This window comes from Pantoea sp. R102 (assembly GCF_004916815.1).
Classification (GTDB): Bacteria; Pseudomonadota; Gammaproteobacteria; order Enterobacterales; family Enterobacteriaceae; genus Pantoea; species Pantoea dispersa.
On sequence record NZ_SDFT01000184.1, the window covers coordinates 1 to 15,227 of the forward strand.

12 protein-coding genes and 1 rRNA gene are annotated in these 15,227 nt (G+C 58.3%); 10 read left to right on the forward strand and 3 right to left on the reverse strand.

The window, feature by feature from the left end:
- The 5 genes from proW to emrB all read left to right on the forward strand — a co-directional run.
- Window positions 1–1,158 (forward strand): glycine betaine/L-proline ABC transporter permease ProW (gene proW / locus ERD80_RS18020; RefSeq protein ID WP_136547933.1); only part of this gene is annotated, 1,158 nt, incomplete at its 5' end.
- 63 nt (window positions 1,159–1,221) lie between these two features.
- Window positions 1,222–2,217, forward strand: a complete 996-nt coding sequence (gene proX, locus ERD80_RS18025) for a glycine betaine/L-proline ABC transporter substrate-binding protein ProX (protein WP_058770893.1) — start codon at window positions 1,222–1,224, stop codon at window positions 2,215–2,217.
- A gap of 713 nt (window positions 2,218–2,930) precedes the next feature.
- Window positions 2,931–3,461: a transcriptional repressor MprA gene (gene mprA, locus ERD80_RS18030; RefSeq protein ID WP_021506466.1), complete on the forward strand. Its 531-nt coding sequence runs from the start codon at window positions 2,931–2,933 to the stop codon at window positions 3,459–3,461.
- 149 nt (window positions 3,462–3,610) lie between these two features.
- Window positions 3,611–4,783 carry a multidrug efflux MFS transporter periplasmic adaptor subunit EmrA gene (gene emrA / locus ERD80_RS18035; RefSeq protein WP_058770894.1) on the forward strand — a complete coding sequence of 391 codons (1,173 nt, stop codon included), beginning with the start codon at window positions 3,611–3,613 and terminating at the stop codon, window positions 4,781–4,783.
- Between the two features lie 17 nt (window positions 4,784–4,800).
- Window positions 4,801–6,336, forward strand: a complete 1,536-nt coding sequence (gene emrB / locus ERD80_RS18040; RefSeq protein WP_136547935.1) for a multidrug efflux MFS transporter permease subunit EmrB — start codon at window positions 4,801–4,803, stop codon at window positions 6,334–6,336.
- Between the two features lie 42 nt (window positions 6,337–6,378).
- On the opposite strand, the gene ERD80_RS18045 is transcribed toward emrB, so the two are convergent.
- The gene (locus ERD80_RS18045) at window positions 6,379–7,521 is read right to left on the reverse strand and encodes a tRNA/rRNA methyltransferase (RefSeq protein ID WP_136547937.1); all 1,143 of its coding nucleotides are present in this window, start codon (window positions 7,519–7,521) and stop codon (window positions 6,379–6,381) included.
- 156 nt (window positions 7,522–7,677) lie between these two features.
- On the opposite strand from ERD80_RS18045, the gene trxC reads away from it, so the two are divergent.
- The 5 genes from trxC (at window position 7,678) to ERD80_RS18070 (ending at window position 13,406) form a co-directional block, all read left to right on the forward strand.
- On the forward strand, window positions 7,678–8,097 hold the full coding sequence (gene trxC / locus ERD80_RS18050) for a thioredoxin TrxC (RefSeq protein ID WP_021313847.1): 420 nt from the start codon (window positions 7,678–7,680) through the stop codon (window positions 8,095–8,097).
- Between the two features lie 76 nt (window positions 8,098–8,173).
- The gene (locus ERD80_RS18055) at window positions 8,174–8,866 is read left to right on the forward strand and encodes a tRNA-uridine aminocarboxypropyltransferase (protein WP_127834471.1); all 693 of its coding nucleotides are present in this window, start codon (window positions 8,174–8,176) and stop codon (window positions 8,864–8,866) included.
- Between the two features lie 86 nt (window positions 8,867–8,952).
- Window positions 8,953–11,640, forward strand: coding sequence for a bifunctional acetate--CoA ligase family protein/GNAT family N-acetyltransferase (locus tag ERD80_RS18060; RefSeq protein ID WP_136547944.1), 2,688 nt, complete (start codon window positions 8,953–8,955; stop codon window positions 11,638–11,640).
- 83 nt (window positions 11,641–11,723) lie between these two features.
- Window positions 11,724–13,082, forward strand: coding sequence for a CDP-diacylglycerol--serine O-phosphatidyltransferase (pssA, locus tag ERD80_RS18065; protein WP_176428114.1), 1,359 nt, complete (start codon window positions 11,724–11,726; stop codon window positions 13,080–13,082).
- A 3-nt stretch (window positions 13,083–13,085) separates the two neighbouring features.
- Complete coding sequence (locus tag ERD80_RS18070; RefSeq protein WP_136547940.1) at window positions 13,086–13,406, forward strand: YfiM family lipoprotein; 321 nt, start codon at window positions 13,086–13,088, stop codon at window positions 13,404–13,406.
- On the opposite strand, the gene ERD80_RS18075 is transcribed toward ERD80_RS18070, so the two are convergent.
- Window positions 13,407–14,708, reverse strand: coding sequence for an MFS family transporter (locus ERD80_RS18075; RefSeq protein ID WP_136547942.1), 1,302 nt, complete (start codon window positions 14,706–14,708; stop codon window positions 13,407–13,409).
- Between the two features lie 211 nt (window positions 14,709–14,919).
- A 5S ribosomal RNA gene (gene rrf / locus ERD80_RS18080) occupies window positions 14,920–15,035 on the reverse strand.
- Between the last annotated feature and the right edge of the window lie 192 nt (window positions 15,036–15,227).

Sequence of the window (15,227 nt, forward strand, 5' to 3'; positions counted from 1 at the left end):
GCCAGCCAGACCAGCGCACCACCCGCCACCAGCAACGCCGCCGCAGCCAGCAGCGATCCGTGGTCCGCGACAGGTAGCAGCACACCGGCTGACAGCAGCGCCAGCGCCGCCGATGCCTGGGGCAACGCCGCCGGCAGTACATCGGATGCCGCCAGCAGTGGTGGACACGATGCCGTCAGCAGCGCCGCCAGCAGCAGCGACTGGCTGAGCAGCGCACCGGCCGCAGCGCCGGAGCACTTCAGCCTGCTGGATCCGTTCCACACCACGCTGATTCCGCTGGATCGCTGGGTCACCGAAGGCATCGACTGGGTAGTTACCCACTTCCGCCCGCTGTTTCAGGGCATTCGCGTGCCGGTGGATTATATCCTCAGCGCCTTCCAGCAACTGCTGATGGGTCTGCCTGCGCCAGTGGCGATCGTCGTGTTTGCGCTGATTGCCTGGCAGATTGCCAGCCCGGCGATGGGCCTCGCCACGCTGATATCGCTGGTGCTGATTGGCATGATCGGTGCCTGGTCCCAGGCGATGGTGACGCTGGCGCTGGTGCTCACCGCCCTGCTGTTCTGCGTACTGATTGGCCTGCCGCTTGGCATCTGGCTGGCGCGCAGTGAGCGCGCGGCGCGCATCGTGCGGCCCCTGCTGGATGCGATGCAAACCACGCCGGCGTTCGTCTATCTGGTGCCCATCGTCATGCTGTTTGGTATCGGCAACGTGCCGGGCGTGGTGGTGACGATTATCTTTGCCCTGCCGCCGGTGGTGCGTCTCACCATACTCGGTATTAAGCAGGTGCCGGCTGACCTGATCGAAGCCAGTGAATCTTTCGGTGCCAGCCCGCGCCAGATGCTGTTCAAGGTCCAGCTGCCGCTGGCGATGCCGACCATTATGGCTGGCGTCAATCAGACGCTGATGCTGGCGCTGTCGATGGTGGTCATCGCCTCGATGATTGCCGTTGGCGGTCTGGGCCAGATGGTGCTGCGCGGTATTGGCCGTCTCGATATGGGGCTCGCCAGCGTGGGCGGCGTCGGTATCGTGATCCTCGCCATCATTCTCGACCGCCTGACGCAGTCGGTAGGTCGCGACAGCCGCAGCCGTGGCAGCCGCCACTGGTACAGCAGCGGGCCGCTGGGTTTGTTGCTGCGTCCATTCAGTAAAAAAGCCTGATTTCTTTGGGCGGCCCGCTGCGGTCGCCCGTCTCCGACGTCACACGTAAAATAAGGAATGACTATGCGCAAGACAGCTCTATTCGCCGCCGTCCTGACCACGGTTGCCGCGACGCACGTGTCCGCCGCCGACCTTCCGGGCAAAGGCATTACCGTTAAACCGGCTCAGAGCACCATTTCCGAAGAGACCTTCCAGACGCTGCTGGTGAGCCGCGCGCTGGAGAAGCTGGGCTACACCGTTGAGAAGCCGAGTGAAGTGGATTACAACGTGGCTTACACCACCATTGCCGGCGGTGATGCCACGTTTATCGCTACCAACTGGCAACCGCTGCATGACGACATGTACAAAGCCGCCGGCGGTGATAATAAATTTTATCGCCAGGGCACCTACGTCAGCGGTGCCGCGCAGGGTTACCTGATCGACAAGAAAACCGCCGATCAGTATCACATCACCAACATTGAGCAGCTGAAAGATCCAAAGCTGGCCAAACTGTTTGATACCAATGGCGATGGCAAAGCAGACCTGACCGGCTGTACGCCAGGCTGGGGCTGTGAAGCGGTGATTAACCATCAGATCGAGGCCTACAAACTGAGCGATACCGTGGTACACAACCAGGGTAACTACTCGGCGATGATTGCCGACACCATTACGCGCTTCAAACAGGGTAAACCGATTCTCTATTACACCTGGACGCCATACTGGGTCAGCGACGTGCTGAAGCCGGGTAAAGATGTGGTGTGGCTGCAGGTGCCGTTCTCCTCACTGCCAGGCGCGCAGAGCAAAGTGGATACCAGACTGGCCAACGGCGCCAACTATGGCTTCCCGGTGAACACCATGCATATCGTGGCCAACAAAGCCTGGGCGGAGAAAAATCCGGCGGCGGCAAAACTGTTTGCTGAAATGAAGCTGCCGATCGGCGACATCAATGCCGAGAACGCCGCGATGCATGCCGGTCACGCCTCAGAAGCGGACATCAACGGCCACGTTGACGGCTGGATCAAAGCTCATCAGGCGGAATTTGATAAATGGGTCAGCGACGCCATGGCGGCGGCGAAATAAACCCACGCGGCACCTCGTCTCAGCCACGTGGTGCCGCCATTTTCCGCCCTCCCGCCCCGTCAGTAAGCGAAGCGTGCGCTATAGCGCACTGGTACGTCCTGTTAATTAACACAACATTGAAATAATTTTTTGGGTTACTATTACCCACATATGATTATTTACCCGCTTTTCCCACCAGCTATGTCTCCTTTCCGCCGCCTGCATCGGGTCTGTCGCGCCAGGATGAGTCTGCGTTATCGATGGCATTCACCCTGCCACGTGCCGGTTATACGGCAGACGACGAACGGAATTCATCACGCCGCTGATGCTGGCGCGTTACCCGGACTAACCGGTGCCTTGTCGATTAACCCATTGATTTACTCCAGCAAAGCCGGCCGGGAAAAGTGTTTAGAAAACGTAAAGATCAATGCAAAGTGGTGAGCGATACTGTTCATTAATGATTGGCTTTGTTATGGTTAGCCACACAGTTATTCACCTAAGTTATTTTTACTCGCGAAATTATTCAATCCACTGAAGGTTTCGCTTAGCGAATTGATGACGATGGCGGCTTTGTCTGCAAAGCGGCTGGTCAGGGCGCAGAGCCCAGGGTTATGGACCGACCTGGAACGCCAGGTGCTGACAGTGTGACGGTGCAAACAATCACAGGCGGAAAATATGACTACGCTTAATCTGTCACCCTCATTATTATATTTGTTGCAACTAAGAGGTTTTTAATGGAAAGCTCGTTTACTCCCATTGAGCAGATGCTAAACATCCGTGCTAATCGCCACAAAGATTTTCCGCTGCAGGAGATCATCCTGACCCGTCTGTGCATGCACATGCAGGGTAAGCTGCTGGATAATCGCAACAAAATGTTGAAGGCGCAGGGAATTAACGAAACTTTATTCATGGCGCTGATTACGCTGGACGCGCAGGAAAACCAGAGCATTCAGCCTTCTGAGCTGAGCTCGGCGCTGGGTTCTTCCCGCACCAACGCGACGCGCATCGCTGATGAACTGGAAAAGCGCGGCTGGATCGAGCGTCGTGAGAGCGACAACGATCGCCGTTGCCTGCACCTGCACCTGACGGAAAAAGGTAACGAATTCTTACGTCAGCTGCTGCCACCACAGCATCAGAGCCTGCAGTATCTGTGGTCTTCGCTGACCGATACCGAGCAGGAGCAACTGGAAGCCATCACGCGTAAGTTGCTTAACCGTCTCGATAAAATGGACGAAGATCAGGTTATCGCTTCCCTGTCGCGTTAATAGCAAGAACTGCGACACAATCACCCCCCGAAATCGCTATTTTAATCCCCTTTTATCCGGCCAGCGTTGCAAACGCTGGCTTTTTCGACTCGGGCGACCGTGTTGATGGATCAACACATCCCGACTAAATGGCAAACGTGGAGAACGACATGAGTGCGACAGCGGAAGCTCAAAGCCCGCAACAGCCAGCGAACAAAAAGAAGAAGCGCAAAGGTGCGCTGATCCTGCTGGCTATCGTGTTTATCGTGATTGGTGTGGGTTATCTGGCTTACTGGTATCTGGTGCTGCGCCACTTCCAGGAAACCGATGACGCCTACGTGGCAGGCAACCAGGTGCAGGTGATGGCCCAGGTTTCCGGCAGCGTGAATAAAGTGTGGTTCGAGGATACAGATCGGGTGAAAAAAGGCGACATTCTGGTGTCGCTGGATAAAACCGATGCGCAGCAGGCATTCGAGAAAGCGCAGACCGCGCTGGCCACCAGCGTGCGCCAGACGCACCAGCTGATGATCAACGGCAAACAGTATCAGGCCACCATCAAGCTGCAACAGACCGCGCTGGATCAGGCCGAATCCGACCTGAAACGTCGTGAGCCGCTCGGTGCCGCCAATCTGATTGGTCGCGAAGAGCTGCAGCACGCGCGTGATGCCGTGGCCACGGCGAAAGCCCAGCTGGACGTGGCGATTCAGCAGTACAACGCGAACCAGGCGATGATCCTGAATACCGACCTCGAAAACCAGCCGGCGGTAAAACAGAGCGCCGCTGAGCTGCGCGATGCCTGGCTGGCGCTGCAGCGCACCGACATCCGCAGTCCGATGGACGGCTATGTCTCGCGTCGTAGCGTGCAGGTCGGTTCACAGATCTCCACCAGCACACCGCTGCTGGCGGTGGTGCCGGCCACCAACCTGTGGGTTGACGCCAACTTTAAAGAGACGCAGCTGGCAGGCGTGCGCATCGGTCAGCCCGCCACGGTAATCAGTGATATCTACGGCGATGATGTGGAGTATCACGGCAAAGTGGTTGGTCTGGATATGGGCACCGGTAGCGCCTTCTCGCTGCTGCCAGCGCAGAACGCCACCGGTAACTGGATCAAAGTGGTACAGCGCCTGCCGGTGCGTATCGAACTCGATCCGCAGCAAGTGGCGCAACATCCGCTGCGTATCGGTCTCTCCACGCTGGTGAAAGTAGATACCCAGAACAAAGATGGCGCCGCGCTGGCCAGCAATGTCCGCACCCAGGCCGCGTATGAAAGTAACGCGCTGGCAATCGACCTTGCGCCGGTTAACCAGCTGATCGCTGACATTGTCCGTGCCAACGCGCAATAACCTCGCGGGAGGCTGTTATGGCACAAAAGCCGCTTGAAGGTGCGCCGTTAGTTCTGATGACCATCGCCCTGTCGCTGGCGACGTTCATGCAGGTACTCGACTCCACCATCGCTAACGTGGCGATCCCGACCATCGCCGGTAACCTCGGGGCGTCCAACTCGCAGGGCACCTGGGTGATCACCTCGTTCGGGGTGGCGAATGCCATCTCGATCCCGATCACCGGCTGGCTGGCAAAGCGCGTCGGTGAAGTGAAGCTGTTCACCTGGTCGACCATTCTGTTCGCGCTGGCCTCATGGGCGTGCGGCATGTCCGAAAGCCTGGAGATGCTGATCTTCTTCCGCGTGATTCAGGGCGTGGTGGCCGGTCCGCTGATTCCGCTGTCGCAAAGTTTGCTGCTGAACAACTACCCGCCGGCCAAGCGCAGCGTGGCGCTGTCGCTGTGGGCGATGACGGTGATCGTTGCGCCGATCTGCGGTCCGATTCTCGGCGGCTGGATCAGCGATAACTATCACTGGGGCTGGATCTTCTTCATCAACGTGCCGATTGGCGTGGTGGTGGTGATGCTGACGCTGCAAACCCTGCGCGGACGCGAAACCAAAACTGAGATCCGCCCGATCGATATGGTCGGTCTGGTGCTGCTGGTGGTGGGGATTGGTTCTCTGCAGGTGATGCTTGACCGCGGTAAAGAACTCGACTGGTTTGGCTCAACCGAAATCATCGTGCTGACGGTGGTCGCGGTGGTGTCGCTGGCCGTGCTGCTGGTGTGGGAGCTGACCGACGATCACCCGATTGTCGATTTGTCGCTGTTTAAGAAGCGAAATTTCACCATCGGCTGTCTGTCGATCAGTCTGGCTTACATGCTGTACTTCGGCTCGATCGTCCTGCTGCCGCAACTGCTACAGGAGGTATACGGCTATACCGCCACCTGGGCAGGGCTGGCATCGGCGCCGGTGGGGATCATTCCGGTGATTCTGTCGCCGATCATTGGTCGCTTCGCCCATAAGCTGGACATGCGAAGGCTGGTGACCTTTAGTTTTATCATGTACGCGGTGTGCTTCTACTGGCGTGCGTATACGTTTGAGCCGGGGATGGATTTCGGTGCCTCCGCGTGGCCGCAGTTTATCCAGGGGTTCGCGGTGGCCTGCTTCTTTATGCCGCTGACCACCATTACGCTGTCCGGCTTGCCGCCAGAGCGTATGGCGGCGGCCTCCAGCCTGTCGAACTTTGTGCGTACGCTGGCGGGTTCAATCGGAACGTCGATCACCACCACCATGTGGACAGACCGCGAATCGATGCACCACAGCTACCTGTCGGAGTCGGTTAATCAATTCAATCCGAATTCGCAGCAAATGTATGATCAGCTGCAAAGCATGGGCATGACGCAGCAGCAGGCGTCGGCTTATATCGCCCAGCAAATTACTAATCAGGGCCTGATTATCTCGGCTAACGAGATCTTCTGGGCATCGGCGGGGGTGTTTTTGGTCCTGCTGGTTCTGGTGTGGTTTGCCCGTCCGCCGTTTGGCGCAGGCGGTGGCGGCGGTGGCGCGCACTGAGTGACAGAAACAAAAACGGGCCACAGCGGCCCGTTTTTTTATTTATGCGTTCTGACGCCACCATTCGGCGAGCAGGATACCGGTCGCGACCGAGACGTTGAGGCTTTCAACGTTGCCGGTACCGCCAATCGACAGGCTGATATCGCCCTGCTGGAATGCGCTGTCTGACAGACCTTCACGCTCCTGACCCAGCACCAGTACCATTTTGGCTGGCAGCGCCGCCTGCGCCAGTGGCGTACCGGCGTGGCTGGATGTGGTCACGATGGTGTAACCGGCTTTGCGGAACGCTTCCAGACCCGCAGCAAAGCTTTCGCCGCTGATCGCCTGGACGTGCTCTGCACCACCTTCAGCCGTGCGGACTGCGGCACCCGACTCCAGCAGCGAGGCATCATTGACCAGCAAACCTTTGACGCCAAAGTGCGCGCAGCTGCGCATGATACCGCCAAGGTTGTGCGGGTTGCTGACATCTTCCAGCGCCAGTACGCAGTCTTTGCTCTGCGCCTGCTGCAGCCATTCCGCCACCGGCATGCCCATGCGCTTCTTAATAATGAAGCACACGCCGCCGTGGTGTTCAGTCCCGGACGCTTTCGCCAGCTCGGCGTCGTCCACCACGTGATAGGCTTTGCGGTTTGCTGCCAGCCAGCGCAGGGTTTCGCGGAAGCGCGGCGTGACACTTTGCACAAACCACGCACGGACGATGCTTTCGGGACGGCTCTGAAACAGCGCCTGGCAGGCGTTTTCGCCGTATACGCGCGCCTCTTCCTGACGCTGACGGCGAATCAGTTCCGGGTCGATAACCGGCTTGCTGCTGGCCGCTTCGTCACCCGCATCCGCTTCAGCGGCGACAGGCGGACGTGACACGGTGCGCCACGGTGAATCACTGAAGCCGCGATCGTCCCGATCGCTGCGGCGACCGCGCGCGCTATCGTCACGCGGACCGCGCGAACGGCCAGCATCGTCACGTGGACCACGCGAACGCCCGGCATCGTCACCACGAGCGGTGCGCGGACGACCGCTCTCTTCATTATTACGGGTGCTGCGAGGACCAGAGCGACGATTATCTTCCTGGCGCGCAGCAGGACGGCCGCCTTTGCCGGTACGGGGATTTGGCTTCTGACCGCCCTCCTCATCACGTACGTACATCACTTTTACCTTGCCGCTTTTGCCTTTAAATTCGTCGTTCATCTGTTCCTCCAGCATTGAGAGCGCGAAGATTACCTGATGTGTCGGCGCTTAGCTATCAACTATTGAACCTATTGCTTAATCCAGATTGAGCATAGCATTCAACCTTTTCATAATGTTCACCAATCCTAAGATTTACAGGTCCGGTTTGAGGTGACGATGAATACTGTATGTGCCTCCTGTCAGGCAACTAACCGCGTTCCCGAGGAACGTCTGGCCGACGGAGCCAAATGCGGTCGCTGCGGCGATGCGCTATTTAGCGGTGAAGTGGTGAATGCCACGGCGGCCACGCTGGATAAATACCTGCAGGACGATCTGCCGGTCGTGGTCGACTTCTGGGCGCCATGGTGCGGCCCGTGCGTGAACTTCGCGCCGGTGTTTAAAGACGTCGCTGACGAGCGGCGCGGCAAAGTGCGCTTCGTGAAAGTGAACACTGAGGCGGAACCTGCGCTGAGCACGCGTTTTCGCATCCGCAGCATCCCAACCATTATGCTGTTCAAAAACGGTGAGATGGTGGACATGCTGAACGGTGCGATGCCGAAAGCGCCATTCAACGAATGGCTCGACGAATCACTCTAATCCCCCTGGGCCAGCCACGCGCTGGCCTTGTTTTTGCCCTTCTATTACACTGGCGTTTTTCCCTGTCCGCGATGCTATGTCTGAAAATGCCGTCCTGCGCCTGCGTGCGCAGCGTTTAGCGCGTGCCACGCGCCCGTTTCTCGCCCGAGGCAACCGCGTGCTGCGCTGTCAGCGCTGCCTGCTGCCGCATAAAAACTGTCTGTGCGCGACCCTGCAGCCGCAACAGGCGCGCAGCCGGTTTTGCCTGGTGATGTTTGATACTGAACCAATGAAACCCAGTAATACCGGCCGGCTGATTGCCGACATTCTGCCGGAAACCCAGGCCTTTGGCTGGTCGCGCACCGAGCCCGACGCCGCGCTGCTGGCGGCGGTGCAGACGGCCGATTATCAGCCGATGGTGGTGTTTCCCGGTGCCTACGCCGATGCCGATCGCCAGGTGCTGACCACGCCACCCACCGGCGGCAAACCCCCGCTATTTATTATGCTCGACGGTACCTGGACCGAAGCGCGCAAAATGTTCCGCAAAAGTCCGTGGCTGGATAGCTTTCCGGTGATGTCACTGAATGTGGCGACACCGTCGCGCTACACGCTGCGCGAAGCCCACGCGCCTGGCCAGCACTGCACCGCCGAAGTGGCCGCCGCGCTGCTGGAACAGGCAGGTGACGTCCCGGCGGCGCAGGCGTTGCAGCAGCACTTTGAACGCTTTCGTCAGGCCTATCTGGCCGGTAAACCCCACCATCCGATACACGCGCAAGCAGATAATTTCTGAAGCTGGCTCGCAGCCTGACATCGACAAATCGGCAACCGGCGTAAAAGCGTTTACAATCATGCCAATCCCGAGAGCAGGAGCGAATGATGAGCCAACGTGGACTGGAAGCGCTGTTACGACCGAAATCAATTGCGGTGCTGGGTGCGTCGATAAAACCGGGCCGCGCTGGCTATCTGATGATGCGCAACCTGCTGGCGGGCGGCTTTGGCGGTCCGGTGTTGCCGGTCACGCCCAAATACAAGGCGGTCAGCGGCGTGCTGGCCTGGCCGGACGTGGCCAGCCTGCCTTTCGCCCCCGACCTGGCGATTATCTGCACCCACGCCAGACGCAACCTGGAACTGTTACAGCAGCTGGGAGAAAAAGGCTGTAAAGCCTGCATTATTCTCTCCGCGCCGGCCAGCCAGCTGGAGGCGCTGAAAGCCTGTGCCAGCCAGTGGCAGATGCGCCTGCTGGGCCCCAACAGTCTGGGCCTGTTAGCCCCCTGGCAGGGGCTGAATGCCAGCTTCTCACCGGTACCGATTGCGAAAGGACGCATCGCCTTTATTTCGCAATCGGCGGCGGTTTCCAACACCATTCTCGACTGGGCGCAACAGCGCAACCTGGGCTTTTCGTGGTTTATCGCTTTAGGCGACAGCCTGGATATTGATGTCGACGACCTGCTGGATTTTCTTGCACGCGATGGCAAAACCAGCGCCATTTTGCTCTACCTGGAACACCTGAGCGATGCCCGGCGCTTCGTTTCTGCCTCGCGTAGCGCAGCGCGTAATAAACCGATTCTGGTGATCAAAAGCGGTCGCAGCCATCAGGCACAGGCGATGATCGGCACCGCCAGCGGACTGGATGCCGCCTGGGATGCCGCCATTCAGCGCGCCGGTCTGCTGCGCGTGCAGGACACGCATGAGCTGTTTTCCGCCGTGGAGTCGCTCAGCCACATGCGCCCGCTGCGCGGTGAGCGCCTGATGATTATCAGCAACGGCGCCGCTCCGGCAGCGCTGGCGCTGGATGAACTCTATGCGCGTAACGGCAAGCTGGCGACGCTGGATGAGCCCACGCTGCAGGCGCTGGCGGCCCTGCTGCCGGAGGGCATCGGGCGCGGTAACCCGCTGGATTTGAAAGATCATGCAACCCCCGCGCTGTACGTGGCCTGCGTAACACAGCTGCTCGACAGCCATGAACTGGATGCGCTGATGATCATCCATTCACCCAGCGCCGTCTCTCCGGCCAGTGAAACCGCTGCGCAGATTATTGCGGCGGTTGCCGCGCATCCGCGGGGTAAGCAGGTGACGCTGCTGACCAACTGGTGCGGCGAACACTCTTCGCAGGAAGCCCGCCGCGCATTCACCCAGGCCGGCATTCCGACCTGGCGCACGCCAGAAGGCACGGTGACGGCATTCATGCATCAGGTTGAGTATCGGCGTAACCAGAAACAGCTACGCGAAACGCCAGCGCTGCCGCTGGGCCTGACGCAAAACAGCGCCGAGGCACATCAGCTGCTGCAACAGGCACTGGATAGCGGCATTATCACGCTGGATACGCACGAGGTGCAGCCCATACTGCAGGCTTACGGGCTGGCGACGCTGCCAACCTGGATCGCCAGCGACAGCCAGTCTGCCGCTAAGATTGCCGACCAGATTGGTTATCCGGTGGCGCTCAAGCTGCGCTCGCCGGATATTGCGCATAAGTCGGATGTACAGGGCGTGATGCTCTATCTGCGCAGCGCGGCAGAAGTTGAACAGGCAGCAGACGCCATCTTCGATCGCGTGCGTGAAACGCATCCGCAGGCGCGCATTGACGGTCTGCTGGTGCAAAGTATGGCGAACCGCGCCGGTGCGCAGGAGTTGCGGGTGGTGGTTGAGCATGACCCGCTGTTTGGCCCAATCATCATGCTGGGCGAAGGCGGTGTGGAGTGGCAACCGGACAAGCAGGCCGCCGTGGCGTTGCCGCCGCTGAATATGACGCTGGCGCGCTATCTGGTGATTCAGGCACTGAAGTGCGGCAAAGTGCGCAGCCGCAGCGCACTGCGACCGCTGGACATCACCGGTCTGAGTCAGCTGCTGGTGCAGGTATCAAACTTGGTGGTCGACTGTCCGGAGATTCAGCGGCTGGATATTCACCCGCTGCTGGCATCCGCTAATACTTTTACCCTGCTGGACGTGACGCTGCAGCTGGCTCCGTTTCATGGCGACAGTGAGGCGCGGCTGGCAATTCGCCCCTATCCGCACCATCTGGAAGAGCGGGTGCAGCTTAAAGATGGCCAGCGCTGCCTGTTTCGCCCGATTCTGCCGGAGGATGAACCGCAGCTACGCGCCTTCATCGCCCAGGTCACCAAAGAAGACCTTTACTATCGCTACTTCAGTGAGATCAATGAGTTTACCCACGACGATTTGGCGAACATGACGCAGATCGATTACGACCGGGAGATGGCGATTGTCGCAGTACGCCAGCATAACGGTGCTGATGAGATTATCGGCGTGACGCGCGCCATCTCCGATGCTGACAATATCGACGCAGAATTTTCGGTATTGGTGCGTTCCGACCTGAAGGGTCTGGGCATGGGCCGGCGGTTGCTGGAAAAGATGATCCGCTATACGCGCGATCACGGCCTGCAACAATTGAACGGTATCACCATGCCGCACAATACCGGCATGATTACCCTGGCGCGAAAACTCAATTTTCGTGTGAATATTCAACTGGATGATGGCATTGTCAGCCTGAATTTACCGCTGGCTGACACCGGCGACCTGGCTGTAGAGAAAGGTAAAAATCCTCCTTAACCGGCCGGTTGATGTTATTATTTACCGTTAGGATCATGATTTGATGGCAAAAGGCCATACAATGAACAGAGAAGAAGTGCACTGTGATGTTGTCTAAATTCAAACGCAATAAACACCAACAACACCTCGCACAGCTGCCTAAACTGTCACAGTCCGTGTCGGATGTGACCACGCTTTACTCGCCCGCCGAGTTTCGTGAAACCCTGCTGACGAAAATCGCCACGGCAGAAAAACGCATCTGCATCGCCGCCCTGTATCTGGAAAATGATGACGGCGGACGCAGCATCATGCAGGCGCTGTATGCAGCGCGTCAGGCGCGCCCGGAACTGGATGTCAGCATTCTGGTGGACTGGCATCGTGCGCAGCGTGGCCGTATCGGTGCCGCGCGCGGCCTGACCAACGCCGACTGGTATTGCGAAATGGCGGCGCAGCATCCCGATATCGCGATTCCGGTGTATGGCATTCCGGTGAACACCCGCGAAGCGCTCGGTGTGCTGCATCTGAAAGGCTTTATCATTGACGATACGCTGCTCTACAGCGGTGCCAGCCTGAACGATGTTTATCTGCATCAGCATGACAAATACCGTTATGACCGTTATCAACTGATCCGTAATCCGCAGCTGGCGGACACCATGTTTCAGTGGATTGGTGAGAATCTCAAACATTCTGAGGCCGTCAACCGTCTCGACCAGGCCGAACGTCCCTCCAGCCCGGAAATCAAGAATGAAACCCGCCAGTTTCGCCAGGAGCTGCGCAGCTTCAACTATCAGTTTACCGGTGATGCCGGCAACGAATCACTGGCCGTCACGCCGCTGGTCGGGCTGGGTAAACGTAGCCTGCTGAACAAAACCATCTTCCATTTAATGCCCTGCGCCGAGCGTAAGCTCACACTGTGCACGCCGTACTTTAACCTACCGGCCATTCTGGTGCGCAATTTGATCCAGCTGCTGCGTCAGGGCAAAGAGGTCGAGATCATCGTCGGCGATAAAACCGCCAACGATTTCTACATTCCGCCACACGAGCCGTTCAAGATTATCGGTGCGCTGCCCTATCTGTATGAAATCAACCTGCGTCGCTTCCTCAGCCGGTTGCAGTATTACGTTAATAACGGCCAGCTGACGGTACGTTTGTGGAAAGATGGCGACAACAGCTATCACCTGAAAGGCATCTGGGTTGATGACGAGTGGATGATGATCACCGGTAATAACCTCAATCCGCGCGCCTGGCGACTCGACCTGGAAAATGCGGTGCTGATTCACGATCCGCTCAACCAGCTGGCAGAGCAGCGCGATAAGGAACTGGCGTTGATCCGTCAGCACACCACGGTGGTGAAACATTTCCGCGAGCTGGAGAGCATCTCTGATTATCCGGCTAAGGTGCGTAAGCTGATTCGCCGTCTGCGTCGCATCCGTATCGACCGCCTTATTAGCCGTCTGCTGTAGCCGATGCGTGCGCTCATCCTCTGTGCGGTATTACTGTGTAGCGGATGTGCGCATGTGGCGCAGGACAGCTGGACCGGCCAGGATAAAGCACAACACTTTTTCTCCTCTGCCGCTCTGGCTGCCGCCGGCAGTGAGATCTCTCAGCATCAACATCAGGGGCGCGGGCAAAATCTGCGCTTCGGCATGCTCTTTTCGCTGAGCTTCGGCGTAGCTAAAGAAGCCTGGGACAGCCGCCCTGCCGGGAGCGGCTGGAGCTGGAAAGATCTCAGCTGGGATGTCGCCGGTGCGGCCAGCGGCATTGCCCTGTGGAACCTGAGCCAGTAATCACAGCGCAATCCCCTTGCCTTTGCGGTGCAGCATCAGTGATACCAGAAATGCCAGCGCGCCCATTGCCGAGACATACCAGAAGAAGGTGGTTTCGATGCCGTGCTTCTTCAGTAACAGCGCCACGTACTCGGCCGAACCGCCAAAGATAGCATTAGCTACCGCATAGGAAAGCCCCACGCCAAGCGCCCGCACTTCCGGCGGGAACATCTCCGCTTTAAGGATGCCGCTGATGGCGGTGTAGAAACTGGTAATAATCAGCGCCAGCATCACCAGCACGAACGCCAGCCCGCTACTTTGCACATTCTGCAGTAACATCAAAATCGGCACGGTACAGATAGCCGCGCCAGCACCAAAGATCATCATTGAGGCCCGCCGGCCAATCTTATCTGACAGCGCGCCCACAATTGGCTGAATCAGCATGAATACCAGCAGCGCGCCGGTCATCAACGCACTGGCGCTGCGCGCATCCATACCCGCCGTGTTCACCAGATATTTCTGCATGTAGGTTGTGAAGGTATAGAAGCTCAGCGATCCGCCGGCGGTAAAGCCAAGCACCATCAGGAAGGCGCGCGAATGGTTACGCAGCAGGCCAAGGATGCTGCCGGCATCGCGATGTTCCCGGTGCTTTTTCTCGGAGGTTTCATTCAGTGAGCGACGCAACCACAGAGCGACCACTGCCAGAACCGCGCCAAGAAAGAACGGGATACGCCAGCCCCAGCTGCGCAGCGCTTCATCACTGAGGATTTGTTGCAGTACCACGACCGTCAGCACGGCTAACAGCTGACCGCCAATCAGGGTGACGTACTGGAACGACGCGTAGAAGCCTTTGCGCCCTTCCAGTGCCACCTCACTCATGTAGGTAGCGCTGGTACCATATTCACCACCCACCGATAAGCCCTGAAACATGCGTGCCAGTAGCAAAATCACCGGCGCCGCAATGCCGATTTCGCCATAGCCGGGTAAACAGGCGATGACCAGCGAACCAAAACACATCATGCATACCGAGATCAGCATCGAGCTTTTTCGGCCGTGACGATCCGCGATGTAGCCGAATAGCCAGCCACCGATGGGACGCATTAAGAAGCCCGCCGCAAACACGCCGGCCGTTTGCAGCAGCTGGGTGGTGGTGTCGCCGGCCGGGAAAAATACATGGGCAAAATAGAGCGAAAAGAACGAATAGACGTAGAAATCAAACCATTCGACCAGATTGCCGGACGACGCGCCGACAATGGCCCAGATGCGTTGTTTACTGACGGCTGCCGTTTCCGGCTGGGCCGATTTTTGTTGTAAGTCGGTCATCTTTTACCTCATTTCCTTGCGAAGAACATCGCTAAAGCAATGAGTAAAGCATCTGAGGGCGGCGCGGGGGAATCAGAGCCCGTTCATGATGACAAAATGTGACAGAGCTGGAGTTTTAGGGAGAGATTTTGCAAGGGGTGAAGTGGATTTGGCGATCGCCAGACGTAAAAAAGCCCCGGACTCTCGTCCGGGGCTTTTTTACTGGTTTGATGCCTGGCAGTTCCCTACTCTCGCATGGGGAGGCCCCACACTACCATCGGCGCTACGGCGTTTCACTTCTGAGTTCGGCATGGGGTCAGGTGGGACCACCGCGCTGTTGCCGCCAGGCAAATTCTTTGTGCCCTGTCCTGCGTCTTTCGCGCTGATGCCGCGTTGGCCGCGCTCGCAAAGTCAGTCACATACTCGTGTATGCTCCTTCCTTTCCTTCGCTTGCCGCCTCGCCTCAGCGCAAAATCCTCCGGACTCGCGTCCGCAGAACAAAGCTGATTCTTTATCCGTCACAAGCTGAAAATTCTTTCG

Coding starts and splice junctions, on each gene's coding strand:
- proX (WP_058770893.1), top strand. CDS start 1,222: ATGCGCAAGACAGCTCTATTCGCCGCCGTCCTGACCACGGTTGCCGCG.
- mprA (WP_021506466.1), top strand. CDS start 2,931: ATGGAAAGCTCGTTTACTCCCATTGAGCAGATGCTAAACATCCGTGCT.
- emrA (WP_058770894.1), top strand. CDS start 3,611: ATGAGTGCGACAGCGGAAGCTCAAAGCCCGCAACAGCCAGCGAACAAA.
- emrB (WP_136547935.1), top strand. CDS start 4,801: ATGGCACAAAAGCCGCTTGAAGGTGCGCCGTTAGTTCTGATGACCATC.
- ERD80_RS18045 (WP_136547937.1), bottom strand. CDS start 7,521: ATGAACGACGAATTTAAAGGCAAAAGCGGCAAGGTAAAAGTGATGTAC.
- trxC (WP_021313847.1), top strand. CDS start 7,678: ATGAATACTGTATGTGCCTCCTGTCAGGCAACTAACCGCGTTCCCGAG.
- ERD80_RS18055 (WP_127834471.1), top strand. CDS start 8,174: ATGTCTGAAAATGCCGTCCTGCGCCTGCGTGCGCAGCGTTTAGCGCGT.
- ERD80_RS18060 (WP_136547944.1), top strand. CDS start 8,953: ATGAGCCAACGTGGACTGGAAGCGCTGTTACGACCGAAATCAATTGCG.
- ERD80_RS18070 (WP_136547940.1), top strand. CDS start 13,086: ATGCGTGCGCTCATCCTCTGTGCGGTATTACTGTGTAGCGGATGTGCG.
- ERD80_RS18075 (WP_136547942.1), bottom strand. CDS start 14,708: ATGACCGACTTACAACAAAAATCGGCCCAGCCGGAAACGGCAGCCGTC.